At 75.2% G+C, this 25639-nt stretch carries 23 protein-coding genes; 13 read left to right on the top strand and 10 right to left on the bottom strand.

Annotation, left to right across the window (positions count from 1 at the left end; all coding sequences use genetic code 11):
- Window positions 1–79 precede the first annotated feature (79 nt).
- Together ACIQVT_RS03845 and ACIQVT_RS03840 are read left to right on the top strand one after the other, a co-directional pair.
- Entirely contained in the window at window positions 80–2290 is a 2211-nt protein-coding gene (locus tag ACIQVT_RS03845; RefSeq protein WP_403746977.1) for a hypothetical protein, read from the top strand.
- 106 nt (window positions 2291–2396) lie between these two features.
- Entirely contained in the window at window positions 2397–3146 is a 750-nt protein-coding gene (locus tag ACIQVT_RS03840) for a hypothetical protein (protein ID WP_403746974.1), read from the top strand.
- On the opposite strand, the gene ACIQVT_RS03835 is transcribed toward ACIQVT_RS03840, so the two are convergent.
- Window positions 3128–4159 (bottom strand): acyl-CoA desaturase, encoded by a 1032-nt coding sequence (locus ACIQVT_RS03835; RefSeq protein WP_403746972.1) that lies wholly within the window; start codon window positions 4157–4159, stop codon window positions 3128–3130. The two genes, ACIQVT_RS03840 and ACIQVT_RS03835, sit on opposite strands and share 19 nt — an antisense overlap.
- Before the next feature lie 247 nt (window positions 4160–4406).
- On the opposite strand from ACIQVT_RS03835, the gene ACIQVT_RS03830 reads away from it, so the two are divergent.
- Both ACIQVT_RS03830 and ACIQVT_RS03825 read left to right on the top strand, forming a co-directional pair.
- Entirely contained in the window at window positions 4407–6575 is a 2169-nt protein-coding gene (locus ACIQVT_RS03830; RefSeq protein ID WP_403746970.1) for a hypothetical protein, read from the top strand.
- Window positions 6576–6613: 38 nt separating this feature from the next.
- Window positions 6614–6874 (top strand): hypothetical protein, encoded by a 261-nt coding sequence (locus ACIQVT_RS03825; protein ID WP_403746967.1) that lies wholly within the window; start codon window positions 6614–6616, stop codon window positions 6872–6874.
- 28 nt (window positions 6875–6902) lie between these two features.
- Here ACIQVT_RS03825 and ACIQVT_RS03820 read toward each other — a convergent pair whose 3' ends face one another.
- Window positions 6903–8528: a peroxidase family protein gene (locus tag ACIQVT_RS03820; protein ID WP_403746964.1), complete on the bottom strand. Its 1626-nt coding sequence runs from the start codon at window positions 8526–8528 to the stop codon at window positions 6903–6905.
- A gap of 94 nt (window positions 8529–8622) precedes the next feature.
- The gene (locus ACIQVT_RS03815) at window positions 8623–9906 is read right to left on the bottom strand and encodes a cytochrome P450 (RefSeq protein WP_403746962.1); all 1284 of its coding nucleotides are present in this window, start codon (window positions 9904–9906) and stop codon (window positions 8623–8625) included.
- Window positions 9907–9995: 89 nt separating this feature from the next.
- Here ACIQVT_RS03815 and ACIQVT_RS03810 point away from each other — a divergent pair, with 89 nt between their 5' ends.
- The 3 genes from ACIQVT_RS03810 to ACIQVT_RS03800 all read left to right on the top strand — a co-directional run bounded on the left by ACIQVT_RS03810 (window position 9996) and on the right by ACIQVT_RS03800 (window position 12787).
- Window positions 9996–10730 carry a lysophospholipid acyltransferase family protein gene (locus tag ACIQVT_RS03810; protein WP_403746957.1) on the top strand — a complete coding sequence of 245 codons (735 nt, stop codon included), beginning with the start codon at window positions 9996–9998 and terminating at the stop codon, window positions 10728–10730.
- Between the two features lie 131 nt (window positions 10731–10861).
- Window positions 10862–12109, top strand: a complete 1248-nt coding sequence (locus ACIQVT_RS03805) for a beta-ketoacyl-[acyl-carrier-protein] synthase family protein (RefSeq protein ID WP_403746954.1) — start codon at window positions 10862–10864, stop codon at window positions 12107–12109.
- 27 nt (window positions 12110–12136) lie between these two features.
- Window positions 12137–12787 carry a fatty acid desaturase gene (locus ACIQVT_RS03800; protein WP_403746952.1) on the top strand — a complete coding sequence of 217 codons (651 nt, stop codon included), beginning with the start codon at window positions 12137–12139 and terminating at the stop codon, window positions 12785–12787.
- A 203-nt stretch (window positions 12788–12990) separates the two neighbouring features.
- Here ACIQVT_RS03800 and ACIQVT_RS03795 read toward each other — a convergent pair whose 3' ends face one another.
- From ACIQVT_RS03795 to ACIQVT_RS03785, 3 genes are all read right to left on the bottom strand, one after another.
- Window positions 12991–13632 (bottom strand): GNAT family N-acetyltransferase, encoded by a 642-nt coding sequence (locus ACIQVT_RS03795; protein ID WP_403746949.1) that lies wholly within the window; start codon window positions 13630–13632, stop codon window positions 12991–12993.
- Window positions 13633–13931: 299 nt separating this feature from the next.
- Window positions 13932–14600, bottom strand: coding sequence for a GNAT family N-acetyltransferase (locus tag ACIQVT_RS03790; RefSeq protein ID WP_403746947.1), 669 nt, complete (start codon window positions 14598–14600; stop codon window positions 13932–13934).
- A gap of 359 nt (window positions 14601–14959) precedes the next feature.
- A complete protein-coding gene (locus tag ACIQVT_RS03785) occupies window positions 14960–15619 on the bottom strand; it encodes an ATP-binding protein (protein WP_403746945.1) in 660 nt (219 codons plus the stop codon).
- 320 nt (window positions 15620–15939) lie between these two features.
- On the opposite strand from ACIQVT_RS03785, the gene ACIQVT_RS03780 reads away from it, so the two are divergent.
- From ACIQVT_RS03780 to ACIQVT_RS03770, 3 genes are all read left to right on the top strand, one after another.
- Window positions 15940–16815 (top strand): helix-turn-helix domain-containing protein, encoded by an 876-nt coding sequence (locus ACIQVT_RS03780; RefSeq protein ID WP_403746943.1) that lies wholly within the window; start codon window positions 15940–15942, stop codon window positions 16813–16815.
- Between the two features lie 59 nt (window positions 16816–16874).
- Complete coding sequence (locus ACIQVT_RS03775; protein ID WP_403746938.1) at window positions 16875–17690, top strand: SAM-dependent methyltransferase; 816 nt, start codon at window positions 16875–16877, stop codon at window positions 17688–17690.
- Window positions 17691–17965: 275 nt separating this feature from the next.
- Window positions 17966–18466: a hypothetical protein gene (locus ACIQVT_RS03770; protein ID WP_403746935.1), complete on the top strand. Its 501-nt coding sequence runs from the start codon at window positions 17966–17968 to the stop codon at window positions 18464–18466.
- Window positions 18467–18589: 123 nt separating this feature from the next.
- On the opposite strand, the gene ACIQVT_RS03765 is transcribed toward ACIQVT_RS03770, so the two are convergent.
- The gene (locus ACIQVT_RS03765) at window positions 18590–19747 is read right to left on the bottom strand and encodes a PP2C family protein-serine/threonine phosphatase (RefSeq protein ID WP_403746933.1); all 1158 of its coding nucleotides are present in this window, start codon (window positions 19745–19747) and stop codon (window positions 18590–18592) included.
- A gap of 155 nt (window positions 19748–19902) precedes the next feature.
- On the opposite strand from ACIQVT_RS03765, the gene ACIQVT_RS03760 reads away from it, so the two are divergent.
- From ACIQVT_RS03760 to ACIQVT_RS03750, 3 genes are read left to right on the top strand one after another with little or no spacing between them, the layout of a single operon-like run.
- Window positions 19903–20589 carry a hypothetical protein gene (locus tag ACIQVT_RS03760; protein WP_403746930.1) on the top strand — a complete coding sequence of 229 codons (687 nt, stop codon included), beginning with the start codon at window positions 19903–19905 and terminating at the stop codon, window positions 20587–20589.
- Window positions 20586–20861: a BON domain-containing protein gene (locus ACIQVT_RS03755; protein ID WP_403746926.1), complete on the top strand. Its 276-nt coding sequence runs from the start codon at window positions 20586–20588 to the stop codon at window positions 20859–20861. Before ACIQVT_RS03760 ends, ACIQVT_RS03755 begins: the two co-directional genes overlap by 4 nt.
- The gene (locus tag ACIQVT_RS03750) at window positions 20858–21592 is read left to right on the top strand and encodes a metallophosphoesterase (protein WP_403746923.1); all 735 of its coding nucleotides are present in this window, start codon (window positions 20858–20860) and stop codon (window positions 21590–21592) included. Before ACIQVT_RS03755 ends, ACIQVT_RS03750 begins: the two co-directional genes overlap by 4 nt.
- A gap of 94 nt (window positions 21593–21686) precedes the next feature.
- Here ACIQVT_RS03750 and ACIQVT_RS03745 read toward each other — a convergent pair whose 3' ends face one another.
- The 3 genes from ACIQVT_RS03745 to ACIQVT_RS03735 form a co-directional block, all read right to left on the bottom strand.
- Window positions 21687–22970 carry an MFS transporter gene (locus ACIQVT_RS03745; protein ID WP_403746921.1) on the bottom strand — a complete coding sequence of 428 codons (1284 nt, stop codon included), beginning with the start codon at window positions 22968–22970 and terminating at the stop codon, window positions 21687–21689.
- Window positions 22971–23390: 420 nt separating this feature from the next.
- Complete coding sequence (locus ACIQVT_RS03740) at window positions 23391–24380, bottom strand: aldo/keto reductase (RefSeq protein WP_403746919.1); 990 nt, start codon at window positions 24378–24380, stop codon at window positions 23391–23393.
- 233 nt (window positions 24381–24613) lie between these two features.
- Entirely contained in the window at window positions 24614–25429 is an 816-nt protein-coding gene (locus tag ACIQVT_RS03735) for a phosphatase PAP2 family protein (RefSeq protein ID WP_403746914.1), read from the bottom strand.
- Window positions 25430–25639 lie beyond the last annotated feature (210 nt).

Raw genomic sequence — 25639 nt, 5'->3', positions numbered from 1 at the left:
GGCGTGGGCAGAAGCACGCCACCACACCTCCCTGTTAGTCCTATTTATCTGTTCATAGGACTAACAGGGAGGTGCTGGCGTGGCCCTCGGGGCACGTCTCGCCGTGGTCCTGCCGCTGCTCGCGGCCGTGTCCGGCGGACCGGTCGACCGCGCCGTCGGCGACGGCGCGGGAAGCCACGGCCTCGCCCTGGAGGTCGACACCGACACCCGGCCGGGCACCGGGGCGATGAACCCCGGCATCCGCGTCGGCGACCCCCTGCTGAGGACGTACCGGCTGAGCAACCGCACCGGGGCCGACCTCTACGACGTCCGGGTGAACGACCCGGGGCTGCCGGGCGCCAGGATCCGCTGCCCAGGCGGCGACGACCACCTCCCCATGCTCCGCGGCCTGGACTCGGCCACCTGCACCGCCTGGGCCACCGCGCGCGAGGGGATCTGGACCGCCGACGTCACGGCCGTCGGCCGCATCCCCTCCCTCGGCCGGGAGTCCTGGGCCGCCGCCCGCTCCGGATACGCCGGCGTCGGCGGCCGGCTGGAACTGTTCGAGACGGTCGACACCGAGGTGGGGGTCCCGGGCCAGCCCCTGGCCCCCGGCCCGGTCACCGTCCTCTACGACGTGTCCAACACCGGCAACCGCACGGTGTACGACCTCCACGTCACCGATCCGGTGCTCCAGCCACCCGCCATCGTCTGCCCCTCGGGAGACGACACCGTCGCGAGCCTCGAACCGGGGGACTCCGAACGCTGCCGGGCCACCGTCGAGCGGCCGGCGGGCCAGTACTTCAGCGAGGGCCACGTCACCGGGACCGACCGGCTCCGCACCCTGCGGCCCGACGGCTGCCCGAAGCCGCCACCGCTGCTGAAGGCCGACGCGTCCGGCTCGTTCACCCTGTACCCGCCCCCGCCGCCCCCCGTCCCCGTACCACCGGCCCCCTCCCCGCCCCCGGCGGTCCCTCCTCCCGTCCCCCCTCCGGTCCCGCCGGTGCCGCCCGCCGCGCCGCCGCCCGCCGTCCCCGCCCCGCCCCCGCCGGCGCCGCCCCCGGTCCTGCCCGTGCCCCCCGGCGTGGCCTTCCCGCCGCCCCTGCCGCTGCCGCTCCCCGGCGGACCGGCCCCCGTACCCGGCGTCCTCCCTCCCGCCGAGGTGCCGGGTACGGCCCCCGGTGGACCGGCCCCCGCCGCGGGCACGGCCGCGGGAGGCGTGGCCGGAGGAGCCGCCGCGGGGGCGGCAGCCGCTGGAGCGGCGGCGGGAGCGGGAGCGGGAGGGGCGGGTGGGGGTGCGGCTGCTGGGGCCGGAGCGGGCGCGGCTGCGGGTGCGGGCACGGCTGCTGGGGCTGGAGCAGCCGCCGGGGCGGCAGCCGCTGGAGCAGGAGGCGTGGGCGCGGGCGCTGGGGCGGGTGGCGCCGGTGCGGGCGCCGGTGCTGGTGCCGGGGTGGGAGGCGCGGCAGCGGGCGCCGATGCCGGGGCGGGAGCGGCAGCAGGTGCCGGTGCCGGTGTCGCTGCGGGCGCGGGTGCCGCAGCCGGAGCGGGAGCCGGTGGCGCTGCGGGGGCCGGCGGCGCTGCGGGTGCCGGCGCGGGCGGTGCCGCGGCGGGTGCGGGAGCCGGAGGTGCCGCGGCGGGTGCCGGCACGGGTGCTGCGGCGGCGGGTGCGGGAGCCGGAGGTGGAGCGGCTGGTGCTGCGGGTGCCGGTGGCGGGGCTCCCGCAGCCGGCGCTGGTGCGGCCGGTGGCGGCGCCGCCGGAGCGGGCGCGGGCGCGGCAGCCGCCGCAGGCGCAGCGGCAGCGGCCGGGGGAGCGGCGGCGGCCGGGGGCGGAGGCGCCACCGGTGGTGGTGCGGCCGGGGCGGGGACGGGGGCCACGGCCGGTGGGGGCGGGACCACCGGCGGTGAGGGTGCCGGTGGTGGCGCCACGGGCGGAGCGGCGACGGAAGGCGAAGCAGCCGGCGGCCAGTCCACAGGTGGCCAGGCCACGGAAGGCCAGCCCACCGGCGGCCAGGGAACCACCGGCCAGTCCACCACCGGCCAGGGCACCGGCGGCCTGGGAACCACCAGCCAGGGGACCACCGGGACCACCGGGACCACCGGGACCACCGGTCAGGCGACGGCGCCCGGCCGGCCCCCGGGGGCCTCCTCGCGGACCCCGGCCCGGCGGCCACGCAGCCCGTCCATCCTGTCCCGCTTCGTCCGTCCCGGCGGTGGTCCGACCGGGCTCGGCCTGCTCGCCGTGCTGTTCCTGATGCTGATCCCCGCCGCCCTGGCCGCCGCCCTCCTGGGCTCCCGGCGCATCGGCCCGTGACCGGCCACCGCCGGGGCCCCGCCCCCGGCAGCCCTCGGCCCGCACCCCCGGCCCGCACACCCCTCGTCCCGCATCCGCCGCAGAACACCGACAGGAGACCGAGCCGATGATCGAGACCTTCGCCGTCGTGCTGGGGATCGCCGTGGTCGCCGCCGGCGTCGTGGTGATCCGGCACCACTACTGGCCCCCGGCCCCGGACGCGGAACCGCGCGAGGACGTCGCCGAGTACATCTCCATGATGGTCGGCGTGCTCTACGCGCTGGTGCTGGGTCTGTCGATGGTGTCCGTGTGGGAGTCCCGGTCGGGCGCCGAGGGCCATGTGCAGGCGGAGGCGAGCGCCGCCCACCAGATCCGTCTGCTGGCCGCCGGGCTCCCCGCCGCGCAGGCCGAACAGACGCGCGGGGCCGTCGACATGTACGTGCACACCGTCGTGTCCGCCGAGTGGCCCGCCATGACGAACGGGCAGCAGCCGGGCCGGCGCGGCTGGGACCTGCTGGACGACCTGCGGGCCGCGAGCCAGGTGCCCGTCGACGCGACCCCCGCCCAGCAGGCCACCCTCCAGGAGTCCCTGGCCCAGCTCAGCACCCTGGACGACGCCCGGCGCGGCCGGGAGGCCGACGTGGGCAACAGCCTGTCGCCGGTGCTGTGGTTCGGGCTGATCGTCGGCGGTGTGCTCACGGTCGCCTTCATGTTCATGTTCGGGGTGCGCCGGAGCTTCACGCATGTGGTGATGGTGATGGGCCTGACGGGACTCATCACCTTCACCGTGCTGCTCGTCTACCTGCTCAACCACCCCTTCAACGGCATGTTCGCCGTCGACTCCACCCCCTTCTCCCGCTACTTCCCCGGCGCCTGACCCGCGGCCCGCCCGGGAGCCGCCGTCCGGCCGCGCCGCCGCGGTGCCCGCCGCCCCGCCGCCTCGGGGGTCAGCCGGGCGGTGATCCGCCGTTCGTCCGGCCAGCGCACGCCGTACGCCCAGCCCCACCGTTCGAAACGGGCGATGAGCCAGGCCGTGAGGTCCGGCTGGCCCGCCAGGCCGCCGTGCCGGGCGCTGCCGGGGTCGGCGTGGTGCAGGTTGTGCCAGCCCTCGCCGAAGGTCAGCAGCGCCACCCACGGCACGTCCCGGGACTGGTCGCGGGTGCGGTAGTGCCGGGGACCGAAGGCGTGCGCGACGGAGTTGACCGACCAGGTGACGTGGTGCACGACGGCGTACCGGACGAGGCTCGCCCAGAAGAACGTGACCAGCGCGCCGTGCCAGTCGTGGCAGACCGCCAGGACCACGGCGGGCGGCAGCCCGAGGGAGAGGGCGACGGTCAGCGGGTAGCAGCGGTCGAGACGGCGCACGTCGGGGTCGGCGAGCAGGTCGGGCGCGTAGCGCGGGTGGTGGGAGCGGACGGCGGAGGAGGAGAACCAGCCGACCTGGGCGTGCCACAGCCCTTTGGCCAGGGCCCGCCGGGTGGTGCCGTACCGCCACGGCGAGTGCGGGTCGCCCTCCTGGTCGGCGTACTGGTGGTGGCGGCGGTGTTCGGCGACCCACAGGGTCACCGGCCCCTCCAGGGCGAGGCCGCCGGCGATGCCGAGGGCGATCCGCAACGGCCGTTTCGCGCGGAACGACAGGTGGGTGAAGTGCCGGTGGTAGCCGGCGGTGACGCCCATGATGGACAGCGCGTACATCCCGGCGCCGAGGACCGCGTCGTACCAGCGTGGCCCCCAGCCGCCCGCCACGGCGGCCGGCACCGTCAGCGCCAGGACGGCGAGGGGGCCGAGGACGAGGGTGAGCAGGTAACCGGTGCGCAGCGGCCGGCCGACCGGGACGGTGTCGGGGAGCGGGGACCGCAGGCCCTCCGGGTGTTCGGCGGACGTGGTCACGACGCGCCCTCCGCCAGTTGGGGGATCGGTGGCGTCGGGGCGGTGCAGGGGGTCATGTGCGGCGATTATGCGGCAGCCGTACGGCCCGGCGGCCCAGGCTCGGCGGACCGCACGGCACCCACGGGCATCCTCCACCTGGATGGATGAAGGTGCGGGCCCGCCCGCCCTGGCCGACGATGGGGGCGGAGCCGCGCCCGCGGACGCGGCCCCACCCTGTCCCCACGTCCTCGAATCGAGGGAGCGTCGGATGCGAGCGGACGGCACCGCACCCGGACGGCCCGTGCCGGACGGCCAGGAGGTCCAGGAACTGCTGCGCCGCTGCGCGCGGGAGGTGGTGGACGTCGCCGAGGGCATCCGCGCGGTGTCCGCGCGGACCAGCGCCGCCCTGTTCTCCCCGGAGCTGGCCGCGTCCACGCGCCGGCGCCCCCGCACCGGCCTCACCGCCCGGTGGACGCTGCTGCGCGCCCTCACCACCAAGCAGGGGCTGGGCGGCTCGGCCATCACGGCCCCGAAGGGCATGGGCCATGTGCTGGGCGCGGCCGGGGAGGTGCTGGGCCGGGAGAGCCTGGCCGCGCTGGTGGCCGTCGGCTCACTGCGGCTGCGGATCGCCGCCGTGCTGGTCGACCACCCCGAGTTCGAGCGCGACCCGGGCATGCGCCGGCTGACGGAGGCCGTCACCGCCGACCGTGACCTGGAGTCGGTGCGGGCCCTGCGCGCGCTGTTCCGGGACCAGGGGGCCCAGCGCGCCCTGTCCGGGCTGGCCCCGCTGATGGCCGAACTCCTCGCCATCCGCGCCCTGCTGGACGAGGACCCGCAGAACGACGAGACCGGCTGGGCGCTGGCCGCCGGCCGGACCCTGTCCGCCGACCCGCTGCACGGCGTCAGCGCCGCCCGCATCGCCGGCCTGGACAAGGGCGAGGGCGCCGCCGAGGCCGTCGAACTGACCGACCAGGAGCGGCAGGTCGTCGCGCCGGAGGGTTCCTTCCTCGGTTTCCTGCGCAACATCGAGATGCTCTCCACCGACGGCCGGATCCTCGTGCAGAACGTGCGCGGTCCGGACGGCGTGGTCCGCTACGTCGTCCAGGCGCCCGGCATGGCGCCGGGCCGCCCCCGCAACGACTCCCCGCAGGACTTCGTCGGCGCTTGGCGCAACCTCTTCCTGACGGACTCGCCGTACACCCGCTCGATCCTCCTCGCCCTGGACGACTACGGCATCCCGCGCGGCGCCGAACTCGCGCTGATCGGGCACAGCGAGGGCGGGATCGCCCTGATGAACCTCGCCCAGGACGAGGAGTTCTGCCGCACCTACCGGGTCACCCACGTCGTCGCCGTCGGCTCACCGGTCGACAGCAAGAGACCCGCCGACCCGCGCACCTGGGTGGCCAGCGTCACCAACCAGCACGACATCGTGCCCGTCCTCGACGGCCGCGGCGCCGGCACCGCGTTCGACCCGCACCCCTCCTGGTACGAGGTCGACTACATCGGCCCCGGCCACGAGTTCCCGCTCTGCCACATGATCCACGAGTACATCGAGCACCTCAGGACCGTGATCCCCGACGCCCGTGAACGCATCGACGACGCGCTCACCCCCTACCGGGGTCCCGTCGTACGCAGCCAGGCCTACCAGCTCAAGGACCGCGCCAACCCGCCCGAGGGCTACCCGTTCCTCACCCTGCCCACCGCCTCCGTGCCCACCGCGGCCGGTCCTGTCGACGTACCCGTGCGCTACTACGACTCCTCCGCCGCGCACCTGTGCTTCGCCGTCGACGCCGGTACGGCCCGGACCCTGCTGCCCGACGTCACCTGGCTGACGCCGAGCCGGCTGGGCCGGCGGGCCGTCGCGGTCCTCTCGGTGTACGAGCACCGCTGCACCACGATCGGCCCGTACACCGAGATCGCGCTGTCCGTGCTGGTGGACGACCTGTGGCGGCCGAGCCCCTACGACGTCGCCCTGGACCTGCTGCGCCGCGTCGACCTGCGCCGCACCGGCCGTCACGTCCTCTCCCTCGCCGTCACCAGCGAGGACGCCCGTGTCGTCGCCCAGGAGATCTGGGGCCAGCCCGCGCTGCGCGTGACCGCCGACGCCGACCTGATGGGCCGGGACATCCGCGTGGGCTCACCGGACCTCGGCATCACCGTCACCGGCCGTCTCGGCCGGGGCGTGCCCTGCCCCGAGGCCGACTGGATCCTCTACGGCCGCCGGGGCCGGAGCACGGTCCGCACCCTGGTCCGCGCGCACGGCAGGCTCCGGCTGCACCGCGGCTCCGGGATCGGGCTGCGGCTGGACACGGCGGCGGCCGAACCCTTCGCCGGGCAACTGCGCCGGCTCGGCATCGACACGGCCCGGCCGCTGTTCGTCCTGACCTGCCCGCAGTTCATGCTGCACCGCAGCGCCGGCGCCCTCCTTCCCCGCTGACCCCCCGCCCCGCACACCCCGCAGAGCAGGAGCACGCCATGGTGACCGAGTCCCCCGGAATGACGACGTACGACACCGCGCTGCTCGACCGCGCCGAGACGCTGCGGTCGGACGCCGTGCTGATGGAGGAGTACGCGAGGCGGCTGCGCGCCACCGCCGCCACGCTCGGCGGCTGCCGGGCGGCGCCGGAGTGGAGCCGCCCCACCCTGGAGCGGCAGGCCGCCGCCTGCGTCACGGCGGCGGATCAACTCCGCACCGCCGCCGAGGCGTTGGACACGCACGCGCGGCCCGGCGACTGAACCGGCGGAACCGGCGGCCGGATCGCGTTCAGCGGAGTGCGGTCCGGGTGTCCGAGGCGGCCCTGCCGAGGGACACCAGGGGACGCGTCTTCGACTCCGGCAGGTTGCGGTGCACCAGATCGGAGAAACCGCGCGTCTCCCGGACGACCCGCAGACCCTCGGGGGAGAAGGTCTCGGACGTGAACAGGCGCGGCGCCAGCAGCGGGTTGTTCAGCGCCTCGGAGAACGCGTCGACGGAGATGACGCGTTCCAGCAGCCGCCCGAAGACGGCACCGGGCTCCGGCTCCTCCGCGAACAGCCCGACGTACAGGTCGATCGCGTCGACGTCGCCGTACATGTCCAGCAGCGCCTCCCGCACCACGGGGTCGCCGGAGATCTGCCGCACGTCGGTGACCCGGGGGAACCCGTAATGGGCGCGGTAGTCGTTGTACGAGGCCAGCCGCAGGTCGCGGCCCACGGCGACGCTGTGCGCCTCCAGCGGCAGCAGCAGCTCGTCGGTGTTGAACAGGCCCACCCGGCCCGCCGGTTGCCGGGACAGGTCGTCGAAGAGCGGGCCGAGTCCCCGGTCCAGGACCAGTTGCCCGTTGGCGACGGTGTGCGCGAGCGGCACCTCCCGTCCGCCGAGGACGTAGGCCGACGGGACGAGGCTGTGCCAGCGGTACACCAGGCTGAACTCGATCGTCGCCCAGTTCTCCCGGTGCCACACCCCGCGGTCGGTGCGGACCGGGTCGAGGACGAACCCGAAGTGGTACGGCGTGATGTGGTTGATGTACTCCTCCAGCATCACCCGGATCATCGTCACGATCAGCGTGTTGCGGGTGGTCTGGAAGACGCGCTCGTCGTCCCAGCCGGGATGCGCGTCGGCCAGGATGCCGGCGACCCGGTTGTGCTCGCGCAGGAACAGGACGTTCATCGCCATCGGCCCGATGTGCGCGTGCGCGCGTTCCCCGCCCCACGCGAACAGGGTGTCCACGTAACCCTCGGGCACCTCGTCGAACCGGACCGGCCTGATCGCGCGGAACTCCTCCGTGATCCGCCCGCCCTCGCACAGGGCGGGCGGGAACTCGGCCCCGCCGATGATCCGGCTCTTCAGCCGGCCGCCCTCGAAGGAGCGCAGGCAGGCCGTGACCTCCTCGCGGTCGCCGTACAGCTGGGACATGTCCAGGGTGTGCGGCGAATCGGTGCGGCGCGGGTCTCCGGTGGAGGCGTGACCGCGCAGGAAACCGTCGGTGAACCACTGGGCGAACGCCGGCAGCAGCGCGCTGGACCGGGTGCAGGGGCGGCCTGCGCCCTCCCGCCGGAACAGCTCCGCGACCTTCTCGGGCTCGGGCAGGTCCGGGCGCGCGGCGGTCACCGGCGGCAGGTGCCGGCCCACCCAGGAGCGGTCGGTCAAGGAATCCCAGGAGGTGTAAGGAGCCTTGGTGCTCAGGGGGTTGGGGCGCGGTGGCACCTTGAGCACGGCCAGGTCGGTGAGGGTGGAGTTGAGCCTGCGGTGCAGCCACCTGCTGCGCTGGGCGGCCTGCCAGACCGGGCCGTAATGGGTCAGCAGATGCGTCTCGAAGCGGTTGCGCACGCCGTCCCGGGACCTGTCCCTGACCCCGGACCACGGCACGGTCCGGGCGCGGGCGCGGGCCGGGCGGGGCGTGACGGTCATGGGTCCTCCGGTCGGTCGCGGGGCTGGTTCGCGGGGTGCGGGAGCCGGGCCGGCTCCCGGGGTGGGGCTCCGGCGTGCGGTGCGGCTCCCGGTGTCAGGCCGTGGACACGGCGGTACGTCCGGACCGCACCCGGTAGTGCTGCGGGAACGGGGTGCCCGCGTGGTCCAGGTCGCGTTCCGCGCCGGGCAGCGGGCGCACGCCGGGGCGCAGCAGCACCCGCCGCACCAGCTCCGGCACGATCACCCGTGCCGCGTACCGGCCGAGGCAGTCGTGGGCGCCGTAGCCCAGGACCAGGTTGTGCGCGGGCGGGCGTCCGGGGCGGAACTCGGCCGGCGCGTCCACCACCTCCTCGTCGAACATCGCCGACGCGAAGCAGGCCAGCACCACGCTCTTGGCCGGGATCACCGTCTGCCGCGGGGTGCCCGCCGCCAGCACGTGCTCGCGCACGCACAACCGGGGCGTCACCGGCACGAACGGGTGGAACCGCAGCGCCTCCCACACATAGGCGTCGAAGGGAGCCGGGTCGCCCGCGCCCGCCGCCCGCTCCGCCTCGGCCAGCACGCCGGGCCGCACGGCCAGCTCCTTCAGCGCGGTGACCGTGCACTGGGTGGCGTTCTGCTGATAGCCCGCCAGGTATCCGATCAGGTTGGCGTTGACGCGCTCGTCGTCGAAGCCGTACTCGGCGGGCAGCCGGGTGCGCAGCATCCGGCCGAGGACGTCGTCGGGGCCGTCCCCGACCTCCCCCCTCCGGCGGTGCGCGATCAACTCGGCTACCCGGTCGTGCAGTTCCCGTCCGGCGGCCACACCGGCCGCGTGCACCTCCGGGTCCCGGTCGGGGTTCACGGCGAACGCCCACTGCATCCGGCGGGTGCAGGAGTGCAGCGTGTCCTCCTCGATGCCCGTGAAACCCAGGTAGGCGGCGGCGACCCGGGCGGCGGCGACCCGGGCGTAGTCCTGGACGAGGTCGAAGGTGTCCGCGTCACCGGCCATCGCCTCATCCAGCACCGCGTCGGCGATCCGCGCGGTCAGCTCCCGCACCCGCGGCGCGTCCTCGGCGGCCAGCATCACCTGCCCGTACCCGCGCTCGCGCCAGTACACGTCGTCGCCGTCCCGGGCGAGGACGAAGGGCGCTCCGAGGACGTCCTCCAGCGCCGGTCCGAACACCCCCACGGTGAACGTCCCGGGCGCCGACAGCACCTCCAGGACGTCGGGGTGCCGGGTGACGAACACCCCGGCCGGGGTGCTGAACACCGGCCGGTGGGCGCGCAGCTCGGCGAAGAGTTCCGCCCTGCCGGTCGCCATGGCCCGCCGCAGCAGGGCCACCCGCTGCGGGACGTCGTCCTCCGCGATCGCGTCGTACGCGGCGAGAAAGTCCATGACGGCCATTCAGCCACCGGCCGGCGGCCCCCGCACCCCGGGCGGGCGTTCGGGGCATCCCGCGCGTGCGCCCCGCCCCCGGATTCGGCATGATCGTCCCAGCACCGTACGACGGAGAGGAGCGGCCGATGCTGTCCGCGTGGGCCGGGGCCCTGGTGCCCGTCCTCAGCGACACGACCGTGAGCGGCACCGGCCACCTGCCGGAGCCGGCCGGCACCGGTTACGTCCTCGCCGCCAACCACACCTCCTTCTTCGACCCGGTGCTCCTCGTGGGCACCCTGCACCGGCTCGGCCTGCGCCCCGCCGTACTCGCCACCGCCGGACTGTGGCGGGTGCCCCTGCTGGGCCCAGCCCTCACCAGGGAGGGGTACGTGCCGGTGCACCGGGGCAGCCGCCGCGCCGCCGACTCCCTGCGGCACGCCGCCGACGCCCTCTCCGCCGGCCGCGGGGTGCTCGTCTACCCCGAGGGCGGACTGCCCCGCTACCGCGCATCCCAGGACCGCCCGCCCGGGCGCCTGAAGTCCGGTGTCGTCCGGCTCGCCCTGTCCACCGGCGTCCCCGTCGGGCACGCGGGCGCCCGCCGCGTCTCCTCCGGCGGCCGCGGGAAACAGCTCGCGGGCTGGGCGACCGCCCCGGTGCGCCGCCCCCGCGTCCACGTGCACTTCGGTCCCGCCGTCCGCCTGGACACCTCCGCCAGCCCGCTGGACGACCTGGAGACCGCGCTGGCCCGGGCCTGGGCCGGCGCCGTCCACGCCCTGGACGGCGGGCCCGGCGGGGACGGCACGCCCGAGGGGGACGAGCGTCTGCCCGCCGGGCGGCACTGACCTCGGGGACCCGCGCCGGCGCCGGCCGGCCGGCCCCGATTCGCGCATCCGGGTGGTAGCGGCCGCCGTCCTGGGCCGATCGAGTTGCCGCGGTCCGTGCCGGCCCCGTACGGCCCGGATAATCACGCCTCATGCAGCAGGCGAGAGCAGGCGTACGACGGGCCCCGGTCGCCGTCACCGGGCTGGGCCTGGTCACCCCGGCGGGCATCGGCAGGGAGGCGGCCTGGGCGGGCCTGTGCGCCGGGCAGTCCACCGCCGCGGCCGACCCCGCGCTGGACGGACTGCCCGTGGCCTTCTCCTGTCAGGTGCCCGGCCTGGACGCGGCCGGTGTGCTCGGGCACCGGCTCGCCCGCCGCCTCGACCGGTTCACGACCTTCGCGCTGCTCGCCGCCCGCGAGGCCGTCGCCGACGCCCGGCTCGCCCCGGACGGCTGGGACGGGACCCGCGTCGGCGTGGTGATGGGAGTCGGCACCGGTTCCATGCAGGGCTGGCAGGCCGAGTTCGACCGGCTCGCCGACCACACCCCCGAACGCGTCTCCCCGCTCGCGCTGCCCCGCAGCGTGCCCAACATGGCCGCCGCCGAGATCGCCCTCGACCTCGGCGCGCTCGGCCCCAACATGGTCGTCAGCACCCCCTGCGCCTCCGGCACCAGCGCGATCGGCCTCGCCCGGGACTGGCTGCTCTCCGGCCGGTGCGACCTCGTCCTCGCCGGCGGCAGCGAGTCCGCCCGGCTGCGGATGACCGCCGCCTGCTTCGCCCAGATGCGCGCCCTCTCCCGCCGCTGTGCCGCCCCGCACGCCGCCTCCCGCCCCTTCGACCGGGACCGGGACGGCTTCGTCCTCGGCGAGGGCGCCGCCGTCCTCGTGCTGGAACGCACCGAGGACGCCCGCGCCCGCGCCGCTCGGCCCGCGGCGCTGCTCGCCGGATTCGGATCCTCCTGCGACGCCCACCACTTCACCGCCCCGCGCCCCGACGGCGACGGCGCCGCCCGCGCCGTGCGCGCCGCCCTCGCCGACGCCGGACTGGCCCCCGAGGACATCGACCACGTCAACGCGCACGGCACCGCCACCCCGCAGGGTGACGCCGCCGAGCACAACGCGCTGCACCGGGTCTTCCGCCGGCCCCCGCCGGTCACCGCCCTCAAGGGCACCATCGGGCACGCCATCGGCGGCGCCGGGGCCATCGAGGCGGCCTCCACCGTCCTCACCCTGCGCCACCAGTTGATCCCGCCCACCGCCAACCTGGACACCCTCGACCCGGCGATGGACCTGGACGTCGTCGCCAAGGCACCCCGCCCGCACCGCATGCGAGCCGCCGTGAGCAACTCCTTCGGCTTCGGCGGGCAGAACGCCGTCCTCGCCTTCACCGCCGTCGACTAGCCCGGCCCCCGGCCGAGAAGGGTCGCCATGTCCACGGAGATCTTCGACGCGCCCGCCACGGTGACCGGCCGGCGGTCCCTGCCGACCGGCGAACAGATGCTGATCGGCGTTTTCGTCGCCGTACCGTTCCTCGCCCTGCTCGCCGCCGTACCGCTGGCCTGGCGGCACGGCCTCAGCCCCACCGCCCTCGCGCTCGCCTTCTACCTGGTCAGCGGTCTCGGCATCACCGTCGGCTTCCACCGGCACTTCACCCACGGCTCGTTCAAGGCCAGCCGGCCGCCGCGCCTCCTGCTCGCCCTGGCCGGCGGCCTCGCCGGGCAGGGACCGCTCCTCACCTGGGTGGCCGACCACCGCAAACACCACCGGTACTCCGACCGCGACGGGGACCCGCACTCGCCCTGGCGGTACGGCCACTCGCCCCGCGCCCTCGCCAAGGGCATGCTCCACGCCCACGTCGGCCGGTTGTTCGAGACCGAGCACGCCTCACCCCGCCGCTACGCGCCCGACCTCGTCCGCGACCGCGCCCTGATGCTCGTCTCCCGGCGCTTCGGCCTCCTGGTCTCGCCTCGTTCGCCCTGCCCGCCGTGCTGGGCACCGCCCAGACCCGGTCCTGGCAGGGCGCGCTCACCGCGTTCTTCCGGGCGGGACCGGTCCGGGTCTCGCTGGTCCACCACGTGACCTGGTCCATCGACTCCATCTGCCACGCGACCCACCCCACCAGCGCCCGGCACGGTGTGCTCACCGGCCAGCTGGACGCCGGCGTCCGGCTGATCCGCTGGTTCGAACGGCTCGGCTGGGGCTACGACGTGCGCTGGCCCGGCCCCGCCGGACCACGGCGCGGCGCGAGCCGGGGGAGCGGGCCCGGCGTACGCCTCAGTGGCTCAGCGGACGCGCTCGGCCGCCGCGCGGGTGAGGTGGCGGCGCGGCGCGGAGGTGCCCCGGCCCCGGTCGGCGCCGGCCGCGGGCACGTCGGTGAGCGGCCGTACGAAGAGGCTGACGGTGGCCTCCTCCGTGAACCCGTTGCGCCGCATCAGCCCGGCCGAGGCGGTGTTGCCGCGCTCCACGTCCGTGACCACGCACGTCGCGCCGGCCGCGGCCAGCAGCGCACAGCATTCCGTCACCAGCCGGGAGGCGACCCCGCGCCCTTGGTCGGCGGGGTCGACGGCGATCCACTCCAGGTAGCCCCAGTCGGCGCGCTGCTCGAACTCCAGCGAACCGAGCACGAACCCGGCGACCCGGTCGCCGTCGAGCATCACCAGACAGGCCGGGTCGGCCGCGTCCAGGTGCCGCGCGACGGCCGACAGCGACCAGCCGGTGTAGGGCATCGCGTCGGTGTCGTACACCCGGTGGCCCAGCTCCAGGACGGCGGCCAGGTGCTCGAACCCGAGCGGCCGGAGCACCGGCTCGGGGGCGGGGGCCACGTCCCCGGAGCCGGGACGCGCACCGGGGGCGGCCGGCGGACCGGCGGGCCGACCGGGGGGCGTGCCCCGGGAGGGCGGGGGGTCGGTGGGGGCGTCGGCCATGGGGGCTTCCCTTCGCGGGGCGGCATCTCGCAGCATAGATCCGCCGCGGCGGCCGGGCACGGCGGCCACGGCGGGACGGCCCGGGCACCGGCTCCGTGGCCGTGCTCATCGCGCTCGCCCGGCTGTCCGGCGTGTCAGTGGCCATGCGAGGGGGTCGGGGTGTCGTGTCGGTGCCAGACGATGGTGACCGCGCGGCCGTCGGGGAGTGTGTGCCGGGGCGGGCCCTGGTGGGCCGGCGCGGTCCGGCAGCGGCCCCGAGGTCCTGCTGATCGGGCCCGCCCGGCGTCGTGTCCGTCCGGTCAGTGGCAGTGGCAGTGGCAGTGGGAGGGGGTCGGGGTGTCGTGTCGGTGCCAGACGATGGTGACCACGCGGCCGTCGGGGAGTGTGTGCCGGGGCGGCCCCTGGTCGGGGACGAAGCCGGCGCGGGCCAGGGCGCGGCGGCTCGCGGTGTTCCCGGTCTCCGCCCCGGCCCGCACCGTGGCCAGCCCGGCGTGGGTGTGGGCCAGGCGGGCGCCCGCGCGGAACAGTTCCGCGCCCAGGCCCTGGCCGCGGCAGGCCGGCGCCAGCCAGCCTCCCATCTCGCCCGCCCGGTGCTCCAGTTCGAGGGCGCCGGCGTACGTCAGGTCGGACCTGCGCACGCACACCAGCAGCAGCGGGTCGTCCGGCCCGGCCGCGTACGGCTCGGCCAGGTGGCGGGGGATGCGGCGGCCGTCGTCCCCGGCGGGCCGCCACGCCAGCAGACGACGGCGGGCGTCGGGGCCGGGCACCACCTGGTCCGCCTGGGTGCCGAGCCACCGCTGTGCCTCGGCGTCCGCGCCGGCGGCGAGCGCGGCCACCACGTCCAGCCGGGTCCGGGGCGTGAACAGCAGCAGGCGCTCGGTGGCCAGGACGTGCCGGCCGGGCGCGCACCGTCCCGGCACGGGCAGCCCGCCGGCGGCCGGGCCCCGGCGGAACAGCGACCAGACCATGGGACCCCCGGCGCGACGGCACACACGGCGGACCCGGACCCGGTACGGGCCGCGCGCCGCCGCCGGCGCGGGCGATCCGCACCGGCGGTGAATCTAGCGGGTCCGGGGGCGGTTGCCGTGCCGGTGGGGTGTGCGGCGGCCCGGTGGTCGCGTCCGCGGGCAGCGGGACGCGGCTCAGGCGGGCTGCTCCTGGGAGCCGGGGCCCGGGCGGGTCCGGGTCCAGGACGGGTCGGCGGCCGGGGCGGGGGAGGGGAGGGGTGACGTGTGGCGCATGGGGGGTCCTTCGGACGAGTGGGGGACGGTCCTTGGGCGTGTCTGCGGGGGAGGAGGGAGTCAGGCGGGGTGCGGGGGAGGAGGGGTCAGGCGGGGCCGGCGGGCAGTTCCGCCCAGACGACGCGGGAGCCCCCGCCGGGGACGGCGGTCACCCCCCAGTCGCGGCTCAGGGTGCCGACCAGGAGGAGGCCGCGCCCGTGCGGGTCGTCGGGGCCGGGACGGCGGGCGACCGGCAGGGCCGGGCCGCCGGCCTGGTCCTCGACCTCCACGCGTATCCGGTCCGCGGTGGAGCGCAGCCGGCAGCCGATCCGCCGGCCCGCCGAGTGCACCAGGGCGTTGGTGACCAGCTCGGAGACCACCAGGACCACGTCGTCCCGGGCGTCGCCGGGCAGCCCCCAGGCGGTGAGCAGGTCCCGTACGACATGACGGGCGGTACCCACGGCCGACGGCAGGGCCGGCAGGTCGAAGGCGGCGGTGCCGGGGAGGTGAGCCCCGGAGGTGAACCGGTCGGGGCCGTCGGGCCCGGGGAGTCGACCGGTGTGCTCACCTCCGGGGCCGGGGATGCCGGCCGGGGCGGGCAGTCGGCACAGTGACTGCCCGCCGTCCGGTGTCCGGCAGGGGGGTGCCTCGGTGTCCGCCGGCCGGTGAACCGGTGGCGCGGCGGACAGGAGCGACGGCGCCTGCGCCCGGGGAACCCGGTCGGGTCCCCGGTCCTCGGACGGCCGGGGGAGAGAGGGCGGAGCCATCGCCGTGCGCCTTTCCTGGCCTCGCGTGTCGGGGGCACTGTCGGCCGGGCCGCGGAGCGGTGGGCGGCACACCGCCTCCCTGGAGGCCGTGGTGCGGTCCGTCTCCCCCAAGCCGGCCGCGCCGCCCGCTCCTCGGCCGACCGGAGCGGTGGGCCCACTCTGGCACCTGCCAACAACACCTCGCAACCAGCAAGTTGAAATTTGCAAGTGGCCAAGTGCATGCTGCATCGGCCAGATCGTGATCGAATGGGTGGGGAAACCGGTCGCGGACGAACCGGTCCCGGAGGAAAGTGACGCGGGTACCGGACGAGGGGGTGGGCGTGACCGCGGAGACCGACTGGGGCGGCGCCCCGTCCGTACTGCGCATGATCCTCGGCCGGCAGCTGGAGAAACTGCGCACCCGGGCCGGACTCGGGTACGCCGAGGCCGGCGCGGCGATCGGGGTCAGCCACTCCACGATCCGCCGCATGGAGGCCGCGAAGGTGGCCCGGCTGCGGCTGGCGGACGCCGAGAAACTCCTCCAGGTCTACGGCGTCACCGACCAGGACGAGATCGACACCTTCCTGCGGTCCGTGCGGGAGGCCAACCAGCGCGGCTGGTGGCACACCTACCGCGACGTCATGCCCGACGGGTTCGCCGCCTACCTGAGCCTGGAACAGGCCGCCCTCCACATCCGCGGGTACGACAACCAGTTCGTGCACGGCCTGCTCCAGACCGAGGACTACGCGCGCGCCCTGCTCACCGCGACCGACCCGCACGCCTCCGCCGAGGCCACCGGACGCCGGGTCGCGCTGCGCATGCGCCGCCAGGAACTCCTCGCCCGGCCGGCCCCGCCGCGGCTGTGGGTCGTGATGGACGAGACCGTGCTGCGCTGGCCGGTCGGCGGCGCCGAGGTGATGCGCGCGCAGATCGACCACCTCATCGAGGTCGGCCGGCTGCCCCACGTCACCGTGCAGCTCATGCCGTTCCGCAACGGCCCCCATCCCGCCCTGCGGGCCGGCGCCTTCGACCTGTTCCGCTTCCGGGCCCGCGAACTCCCCGACATCGCCTACCTCGGCGGACTGGTCGGGGCGGGCTACCTCGACAAGGCCGAGGAGGTCGTGGTGTACCGGGAGGCCCTGGACCGGCTGAGTGCCCAGGCCGCACCCGCGCACAAGACCGAGGCGCTGCTCGGCGCGCTGCGCGAGGAGCTGTGACCGCACCCGTGACGCGAACCCCCGTCCCGCAGAACCCCGACCGAATGGGAGACACGGCGTTGCCCGACAACGGATGGCCGGCCGACCGCATCGACACCGAGAACGCCCACTCCGCCCGGATCTACGACTACATACTCGGCGGCAAGGACTTCTACCCCGCCGACCAGGAGGCCGGTGACGCCATGTCACGGGAGTGGCCCGCGCTCCCGGTGCACATGCGCGCCAACCGCGACTTCATGAACCGCGCCGTGCGCTGGCTCGCCGAGGAGGCGGGCGTGCGCCAGTTCCTGGACATCGGCACCGGCATCCCCACCTCGCCCAACCTGCACGAGATCGCCCAGGCCGTCGCCCCCGGGTCCCGGGTCGTGTACGCCGACAACGACCCGATCGTCCTCACCCTCTCCCAGGGCCTGCTCGCGAGCGCCCCCGAGGGCCGGACCTCGTACGTCGAGGCCGACTTCCGTGACCCGTCCGCCATCCTGGACGCCCCACAGCTGCGCGAGACCCTCGACCTGAGCCGGCCCGTCGCGCTCACCGTCATCGCGATCGTCCACTTCATGCTGGACGAGGACGACGCGGTCGGTGTCGTCCGCCGGCTGCTGGAACCGCTGCCGTCCGGCAGCTACCTGGCGATGTCCATCGGCACCGCCGACTTCGCGCCCGCGGAGGTGGGCCGCGTCGCCCGCGAGTACGCGGCCCGGAACATGCCGATGCGGCTGCGCACCCTCGACGAGGCCCACGCGTTCTTCGACGGCCTGGAGCTGGTCGAGCCCGGCGTCGTCCAGGTGCACAAGTGGCATCCCGACGGCACCGGGGAGAAGGACGTCCGGGACGAGGACATCGCCATGTACGGCGCGGTCGCCCGCAAGCCCTGACGGACCAGGGGCCGGGGTCCGCCCCACCTCCCGGACCCCGGCCCCGCCCTGCCCGCACCACGGCCGGACGGCCGACACCATGAGACCCCGTCGCCCGTCCCGCGGGCACCCGCGCGGCCCCGCGCGCGAGTGCCGGGGACGGTCGGCCACGGCCGGCGGCGAACGACCGGAAACCGACGGGGGAGCGGCGGAACCAAGCCGCGCGAGAAGCGGTCTTAGCCTCTGTCGACGGCCGGGACCGGGCCGGTCGCGAAGAAACCGGGGGAAGAAGACACATGTCCGTACGCAGCCGCAAGACCCTGCTCACCGCCACGGCGCTCACCGCGGGCCTCACACTGGCCGCCGTGACGCCCGCCCTCGCCGGGGCGGGCGCGAGCCACACCACCCGCGCCGCCGCCGTGTCGTCCGCCCAGGGTGACCCGCGCAACGTCACCCAGCACGTGACCGACTTCTACGGCGCCTACATCGACGCCGTCTGGGCCACCGACGACTCCACCGCCGGTGCGAGCGCGAAGGCCCTGCGCGGCTTCTACCTCTCCGCGGCCGCCAAGAAGGCGGTCGCCGCCTACGAGAAGAAGGAACACGCCGACGGCATCCTCTTCGCGCAGAACGTGCCGGTGAAGTGGAAGGTCGCCTACACCGGGTCCGGCGCGGGCCATGCCACCAGCCGCGTCACGCTCACCTGGAACGACGGACCGCACCCCACCGTCAGCCGGATCGACGTCCGGTCGGACCTGAAGACCCTGAAGATCACCGGCCTGAAGCCGGTCGCCTGACCGGCGGCACCGGGCGTGCGGCCCCGCCCCGCCCCATTCGGGGCGGGCCCCATGCCCCCCGCACCTCCCCGCCGTGGCCGTCCGCGCCGGCCACCGCGGTCCGCAGGAGATGAACGCGCGCCCTCACCCGTGCCGGACCGTACCGCCGTGGCCGTGGCCGTGGCCGTGGCCGTGCTGGCCGTCGTCGGCGGTGCGGTGCAGGGCGATGAGCGCGGCGTCGTCGCCCAGACGCCCGCCGGCATGGGCGAGCAGATCGCGTCGCAGATGGTGCAGCAGCGCCTCGGGACTGTCGTCGGTCCAGCGCGCGACCCGGTCGGTGAGCGGGTAGAACCGGCCACGGTCGTCCCGCGCCTCCACGACCCCGTCCGTGTACAGCAGCAGGGTGTCTCCCGGCTCGAAGGAGAACACGTCCAGGGTGGGTTCGTCACCGGCCTGCACGCCGAGCGGCGGCGACGGGTGAAGGCTCGGCACCGTGACGACGTGACCGGGGCTCAGCAGCAGCGGCGGCGGGTGGCCGCAGCTGGTCATCCGGGTCACGTGATCCCGGTCCGGGATCTCCACGAGCAGCGCGGTGGCGAACCGTTCGCCGACCTCGTCCGGCGCGTCCAGCTCGGCCGCGTACCGGGTGACGCTCTGGTCCAGGGCGCCGGCCAGCCCGGCCAGCGCGACATGCCGGTGCGCGCTCTCCCGGAAGGCGCTGAGCAGTAGCGCCGCCTCCCCGATGGCGGACAGGCCCTTGCCGCGGACGTCGCCGATCAGGACGCGGACCGCGTCCCCCGACCGGCTGGCCGCGTACAGGTCCCCGCCGATCTGCGCCTCGTCCTCCGCGGCCAGGTACAGCGAGGCGATCCGCAGCGGGCCGATCCGCTCGGGCAGCGGCCACATCAGGACGTGCTGCGCGGCCTCCGAGACCGTGCGGACCTGGGCCAGCTGGGCCTGCCGGCGCTCCCGTAGGGCGCTGTAGAGAACGGTGAGCACCACGAGGACCGCGAGCGTGATGATCTGCACGATGTGGTTGGTGGTGCCGAGTCCGCCGTGGGTGATCCCGATGAGGATCTGGGCGGCCACCGCGAGCCCCCCGACCGCGGCGGTCGTCCGGGGCCCGGCGAACGACGGGGTCAGCGCGGGCGCGATCACCAGTGCCGGCCCCAAGTGCACGTCGTAGGGGGCCCGCATGTCCACCAGCGTGATCACCACGATGAGCAGGACCGGGAACAGCAGCAGTACGGGAACCGACTGCCACGGTCGCCACGTCCCCGCGCGCCCGAGCCGGGATGCCATGCCTACCAGCCTGCTCCCGGGCCGGTCGGGCGGCCACCGCGCAAGACGGCCGGTCCTCGCGGTGGCGCGGTGTCGGTGGCGGCCCGCAGGGTACCCGTACGGCTCCCGGAACCGATCAGGCCGGCCCGGGGCGAAAGGTGCCGAATGGAGAGGTCATGACGCACAACGGGGAGGAAGCCGTGCCCGTCCGGCGACCGGAGGCCTCCGGTATCCGCCTCGCCACGGACGGACCGGACCGGCAGGCCGGGCCCGCCGCGGAACCCGCGGACCTGCCGCACGACCGTAGCCAGGCGATCCTCGAGGCCGCCAAACAGATCGGCGCCCTCCTCAAACGCGCGGGCCACCCGTTCGCGCTGGCCGGGAGCGTCGCCGTCTATGCCCACGGCGGCAGCCGCTACCTCCAGCACGACGCCGACTTCTGCGTACTGCCCGACGACGCCGACGCGGTGGCCGCCACCATCCGGGAGGCCGGCCTCGCGGTGCTCACCCCGCCGGAGGACTGGCTGCTGAAGACCACGTGCCACGGGCAGAACGTCGACATCATCTTCTCGCTGGCCCACCGGCCCGTCACCCGGGAGATGCTCGACCGGGCCCACGTGCTGCCGGTCGACTCGGTGCTCATGCCCGTGCTGTCCCCGACCGACCTGATCCGCAGTCTGATCAGCGCGTTCTCCGAGCACTACTGCGACTTCGGCTCGGTCCTCCCGGTGGCCCGGGCAGTCCGCGAGAAGGTCGACTGGGAGGACGTCCGCGCCGCCTGCGGCGACCAGCCCATGGCGGCCGCGTTCCTCTTCCTCCTCGAACGGCTGAACGTCATCGACGCCCAGGAGGACCAGCAATGACCGACACCGGCCCGCCCTCGCCCACCGCGGGGAGCCTCGACTACCGCGTCGCCCACCTCGCCGAACACCTGGCCTCCGGAACCTTGGGGGAACTCGGTGTCCGGCTCGAGATGCGCGGCGACGCCGTCCTGCTGACCGGCACCGTGCCGTCCACCCAGTGCCGGGACGAGATCCTCCGGACGGCCCGCGAGGAACTGGCGGGGCACCCGGTCCACTGCGACCTGCTCGTCGCCGGCACGACCTCCCCCGACCACGGAGAGGACCTGACATGATCCGCGTCGCGGCCGTCGGGGACATCCACATGGGCCCCGAGAGCCAGGGCACCCTGCGCCCCTCCTTCGAGACGCTGCCCGAGTGCGCCGACGTCCTGCTGCTCGCCGGCGACCTCACCCGGCACGGCACCCCCGAGGAGGCCGCCGTCGTCGCCCGGGAGATCAAGGACCTCGGAGTGCCCGTCGTCGCCGTGCTCGGCAACCACGACCACCACGACGAGCGCCCCGAGGAGGTCACCGCGATCCTGCGCGACGCGGGCGCGCACGTCCTGGAGGGCGAGGCCACCGTCGTCACCGGCGCCGACGGCGCCCGGATCGGGGTCGCCGGGACCAAGGGCTTCGGCGGCGGCTTCGTCGGGCGCTGCGCCGGGGAGTTCGGCGAACCGCTCATGAAGGAGTTCGTGCGCTACAGCCGCCGGTGCGCCGACGGCCTGCACGGCGCCCTGAAGGACCTGGAACAGCGGGACTGCGACGTACGCGTCGCGCTCACCCACTTCTCGCCCGTCCCGGACACCCTCGCCGGGGAGCCGCTGGAGATCTACCCGTTCCTCGGCAGCTACCTGCTCGCGGAGGCCGTCGACACCGGCGGCGCCGACCTCGCCGTCCACGGCCACGCCCACGCCGGCACCGAGCACGGGATGACCAGCGGCGGCGTCCGCGTGCGCAACGTCGCCCAGCCGGTGATCGGGCAGGCCTTCCACGTGTACCACCTGCCCGGCCGGCAGACCTGAACCGGGCCGGGCACCCGCAGGGCCGTCGAGCCGCTGCCGACGGGGTCCGGGGCGGTGCCGACGGAGTCCGGGGCGGGGCGGTGCGGGCGGCGCCTCAGGCGGCGGTGCCCAGCGCCTCCCGGCCGGTCACGTCGAGGTGCCGCGCCTCCGGGCCGGTCACGTCACGGTGCCGCGCGACCGCCGGCTTCACCGGCGCAAGCCCGCCGCGCCGGCGCACCAGCAGGCCCGCGCCGATCGAACCGGCCACGATCAGCCCGCCGGCGACCAGGGCGCCGCGCGCGCCGGCCCACTCCATCAGCAGGCCCAGCAGCGGGGGTCCGCCGAGACTCCACACCGTGCCGACACTGCTCCACACGCCGAGCACCCGGCCCCGCAGGTGCGGCGGCGGATCGGTCTGGAGCACGGCCGTCCCGGCGGTGTCCGAGACGGACTCCACGACCGCCATCGGCAGCACCAGCACCAGCAGTACGGCCACCGACGGCGCGAGACCCGCCACCACCTGGAGCAGCCCGCCCGCCGCCGCGAGCAGGCCTACGGTCCGCACGGACGGCCTACGCAGCCGCGCGCCCAGCACCGCCCCCAGGATGCCGCCGACGGCCAGCACCGACGAGACCGTGCCGAACGTGCCGGCGCCGCCCGCGAGCGGCCCGGCGACGAGGACGGCGAGGGTCAGGCTGTAGTTGCGGCCGAAGACGGAGCTGATCCCGGTGATGCCCGCGAGGGCGACCAGACGCGGACGGCGCGCGAAGAAGGCCAGCCCCTCCCGGACGGTCAGCTCCGCGCGCGCCGGGACGGCCCGGACCTTGGCCGCCGGCCGGGCCACCGCGGTCCCGGCGACCGGCCGCAGCAGCGGCACGACCGAGGCGACGAACAGGAACGACAGTCCGTTGGCTGCGTACGCGGCGGCCGTGCCGAAGAAACCGACGGTGATCCCGGCCAGACCGGTGCCGGCCAGCCGACCCGCGCTGTGCACGAGCGCGCCCACCCCGATCGCGGACGGCACGTCCTCCACGGGCACCAGGTCGTTGCCGAGCAGCGCGCACGCCGGGCCGTCGACGGTGGCGACGACACCGGTCACGGCGGCCAGTACCAGCAGCGCCGTCAGGTCGATCCGGTCCAGCGCGACGAGCAGCGCCGTGGTGAAGGCGACCGCGCCCAGCAGGGCCTGGCTCACGGTGACCGTCAGCTTCCGGGGCCAGCGGTCGACGGCCGCACCGCCGAACAGGCTCACGAACAGCGCGGGCGCCGCCTGGACGGAGATCGACAGACCGGTCGCCGCGGCCGAGCCGGTGAGGTGCAGCACGAGCAGGTTCTGCACCGTGAGCTGCATCCACGTACCGGCGTTGGAGACGAAGTTCGCGGCCGACCACCAGCGCATGCCCCGATGGCGCAGGGACCGCCACGGTGAACGCGGGGAGGCGGTGGGGGACGGGGAAGCGGGCAGGGCGGAGACACGGGACACGGCGGGGTACTCGACAACCAGGTGGCGGGGAGGAGACCGGCGGATCCCGTCGGTCCGACTGCGTTGCACGGCCGGGCCGCCTGGTCAGGGCGTCGACCATGCTGGCAGACGCCACGGGTGGCCTCGCACCACCGCGTCCGGCCGCCGCCCGCCTCCCCGCGTCAAACGGCGGGCCGCCAGGCAGCGTTGCGCCGCCGGGTGGGTTTGCTCACAGACGACCGAGCGTGCCCGCCACACGACGGCCGGGGCGGCGGCCGGGGAAGGCGTGTGTCCCGCACGCGCACCACCCCGCACGCGCACCACCCCGCACCGCGGGCGCCCCGCTCCCTCGGGCGGTCAGCGGTTGACCGTCCGCATCCCCGCCTCGTCGTACCGCTCGCCCGCCACCTCCGGCAGTTCGGCGTCGATGCGGGACAGGTCCTCCTCCGTCAGCTCGATATCGGCCGCGGCGGCGTTCTGCTCCAGGTAGGAGCGCCGCTTGGTGCCCGGGATGGGCACCAGGTGCTCGCCCTGGGCCAGCACCCAGGCGATGGCCAGCTGGGCCGGGGTCACGTCCTTCTCGGCGGCGATCTCCTTCACCTTGGCCGCCAGCCGCAGGTTGGCCTCCAGGTTGGCGTCGGTGAACCGCGGGTTGGTGCGGCGGAAGTCGTTCTCGTCCAGCTCCTCCGGCGAGGAGAAGCGGCCCGCGAGGAAGCCGCGGCCCAGCGGCGAGTACGGCACGAAGCCGATGCCCAGCTCCCGGCAGGCGGGCAGCACCTCGGCCTCCACGTCCCGCGACCACAGCGAGTACTCGCTCTGCACCGCGGTGACCGGGTGCACCGCGTGAGCCCGCCGGATGGTCTCCGCGCTCGCCTCGCTCAGCCCGATGTAGCGCACCTTGCCCTCGGCGACCAGCTCGCCCAGCGCCCCGGCCGTCTCCTCGATGGGCACGTTCGGGTCGACCCGGTGCTGGTAGTACAGGTCGATGTGGTCGGTACCGAGCCGCTGGAGCGAGCCGTGGACCGAGCTGCGGACGTGCTCGGCCGAGCCGTCCTGCGGGCCGACCGTGCTCATGTCGCCGGGGACGGCGTCGTCCATCCGGTAGTTGAACTTCGTGGCGATCACGTACGCGTCACGGTTGCCCCGGACCGCCTCGCCGACGAGCGACTCGTTGGTGAGCGGCCCGTACATCTGCGCGGTGTCCAGGAAGTTCACACCGACGTCGAGGGCGCGCCGGATGGTCGCGATGCCCTCCTCCCGGTCGGCGGAGCCGTAGAAGGCGGACATCCCCATGCACCCGAGCCCGATGGCCGATACCTCGAGCTCCCCTAGCCTGCGCTTCCGCATGCGAGATCCCTTCCTCCACACTCGATCGTCATTTCCGCCCGGCACGAGGGCCTCCCTCCATCTAGCGACGGATTCCGCCCCCCGGCATCCCGTACGGGACCCCGGGTGCGAACGGTCCCTCCCGCACCGGCTGTCCGCGACGCTACGAGCTGGAGCGCGCTCGAAGTCAAGCCCGCGAGGTATCGGACCGGGGCCGAAGGCGAACACGGTTCCCGCCCGGAGCCGGCCGGTGATCAGTCCAGGGCGGGTCGTGTGCGGCGTGCGGTGTGTGCGGGCCGCCCGACTGCGGCGTACCAGACCACGGCCGCACAGATGAAGGCCGTCGCCGCGGAGACCAGTGACCTTGTGAGGGTGTCGTTCCGTGCGCCGGAAACGAGGGCGACGGCCAGTGCCAGCGTCAGGGTGATGACGGGCAGCGCACGGGGGCTCCGCGTGGCGCCTGGCACGGCGGCCGGCGGCAGCAGCCAGGTCGCGAGGCCGTAACAGGCACAGGCCAACAGTGTGGCTCCCAGCACTTCGCTGGGCCGGTGGCCGCCCATGGTCGCGCTGGCGGCGGCGATGCAGGCGAGCCACAGCACACCGGCCATGGCGACGTAGGGGCGGACGCGGGGGGAGACCACGAGGACGGCGGCGAGGGTCAGCGCGGCGGGGATGGCCGTGTGCCCGCTGGGGAACCCCTGATCGAGGAGATTCTCCGGCGCGCCCACCAGATCGGGGCGGGGCAGGACGGTCGATCTGAGCACCTCCTTGCCTCCGGTCGTGAGAATGACGACCCCGAGCGCCGCGCACCCCTGCCGCCAGCACCGCCGCACCAGGGTGAGGACCACGATGACGGCCAGGCCCACCATCAGGGTGGGCTTGGCGCTCAGTTCCATCGGCGGCAGGGGCGTCGAGCCGTAGGCCGCTCCTGACAGGGGGTAGATCCATGCTTCTTCGCCGCCCTGTTCACCGAGACCGAACAGGGCGTTCTCAGCTCGTTGCCCCCACGGGGTGCAGATGGCGAGCAGGTAGACCGTCAGGAACCCCAGGGTGTACAGCAGAACCGGCATCCACGGCCGTGTCGTACGCGACGAGCTGGGGTCGTCGGGGGCCTCAAGAGCCTCGGGGGCCTGCCTTGAGGCCCCCGGACGGTGCGCGGGCAGGGACTGAGAATCGTGCTGAGTCATCGCTCGGTTTCTTCCGTCGGGGGGAGTTGGGTCACGCACGTCTTCCGGCACGACGTGGGCCGCCGGGCTCGGCCGGCCCACCGGAGGGCCGCT

Source organism: Streptomyces sp. NPDC100445 (assembly GCF_044759735.1).
Classification (GTDB): Bacteria; Actinomycetota; Actinomycetes; order Streptomycetales; family Streptomycetaceae; genus Streptomyces.
Note: the sequence above shows the minus strand (reverse complement) of the source record. Positions and strands in the feature narration are given on the sequence as shown.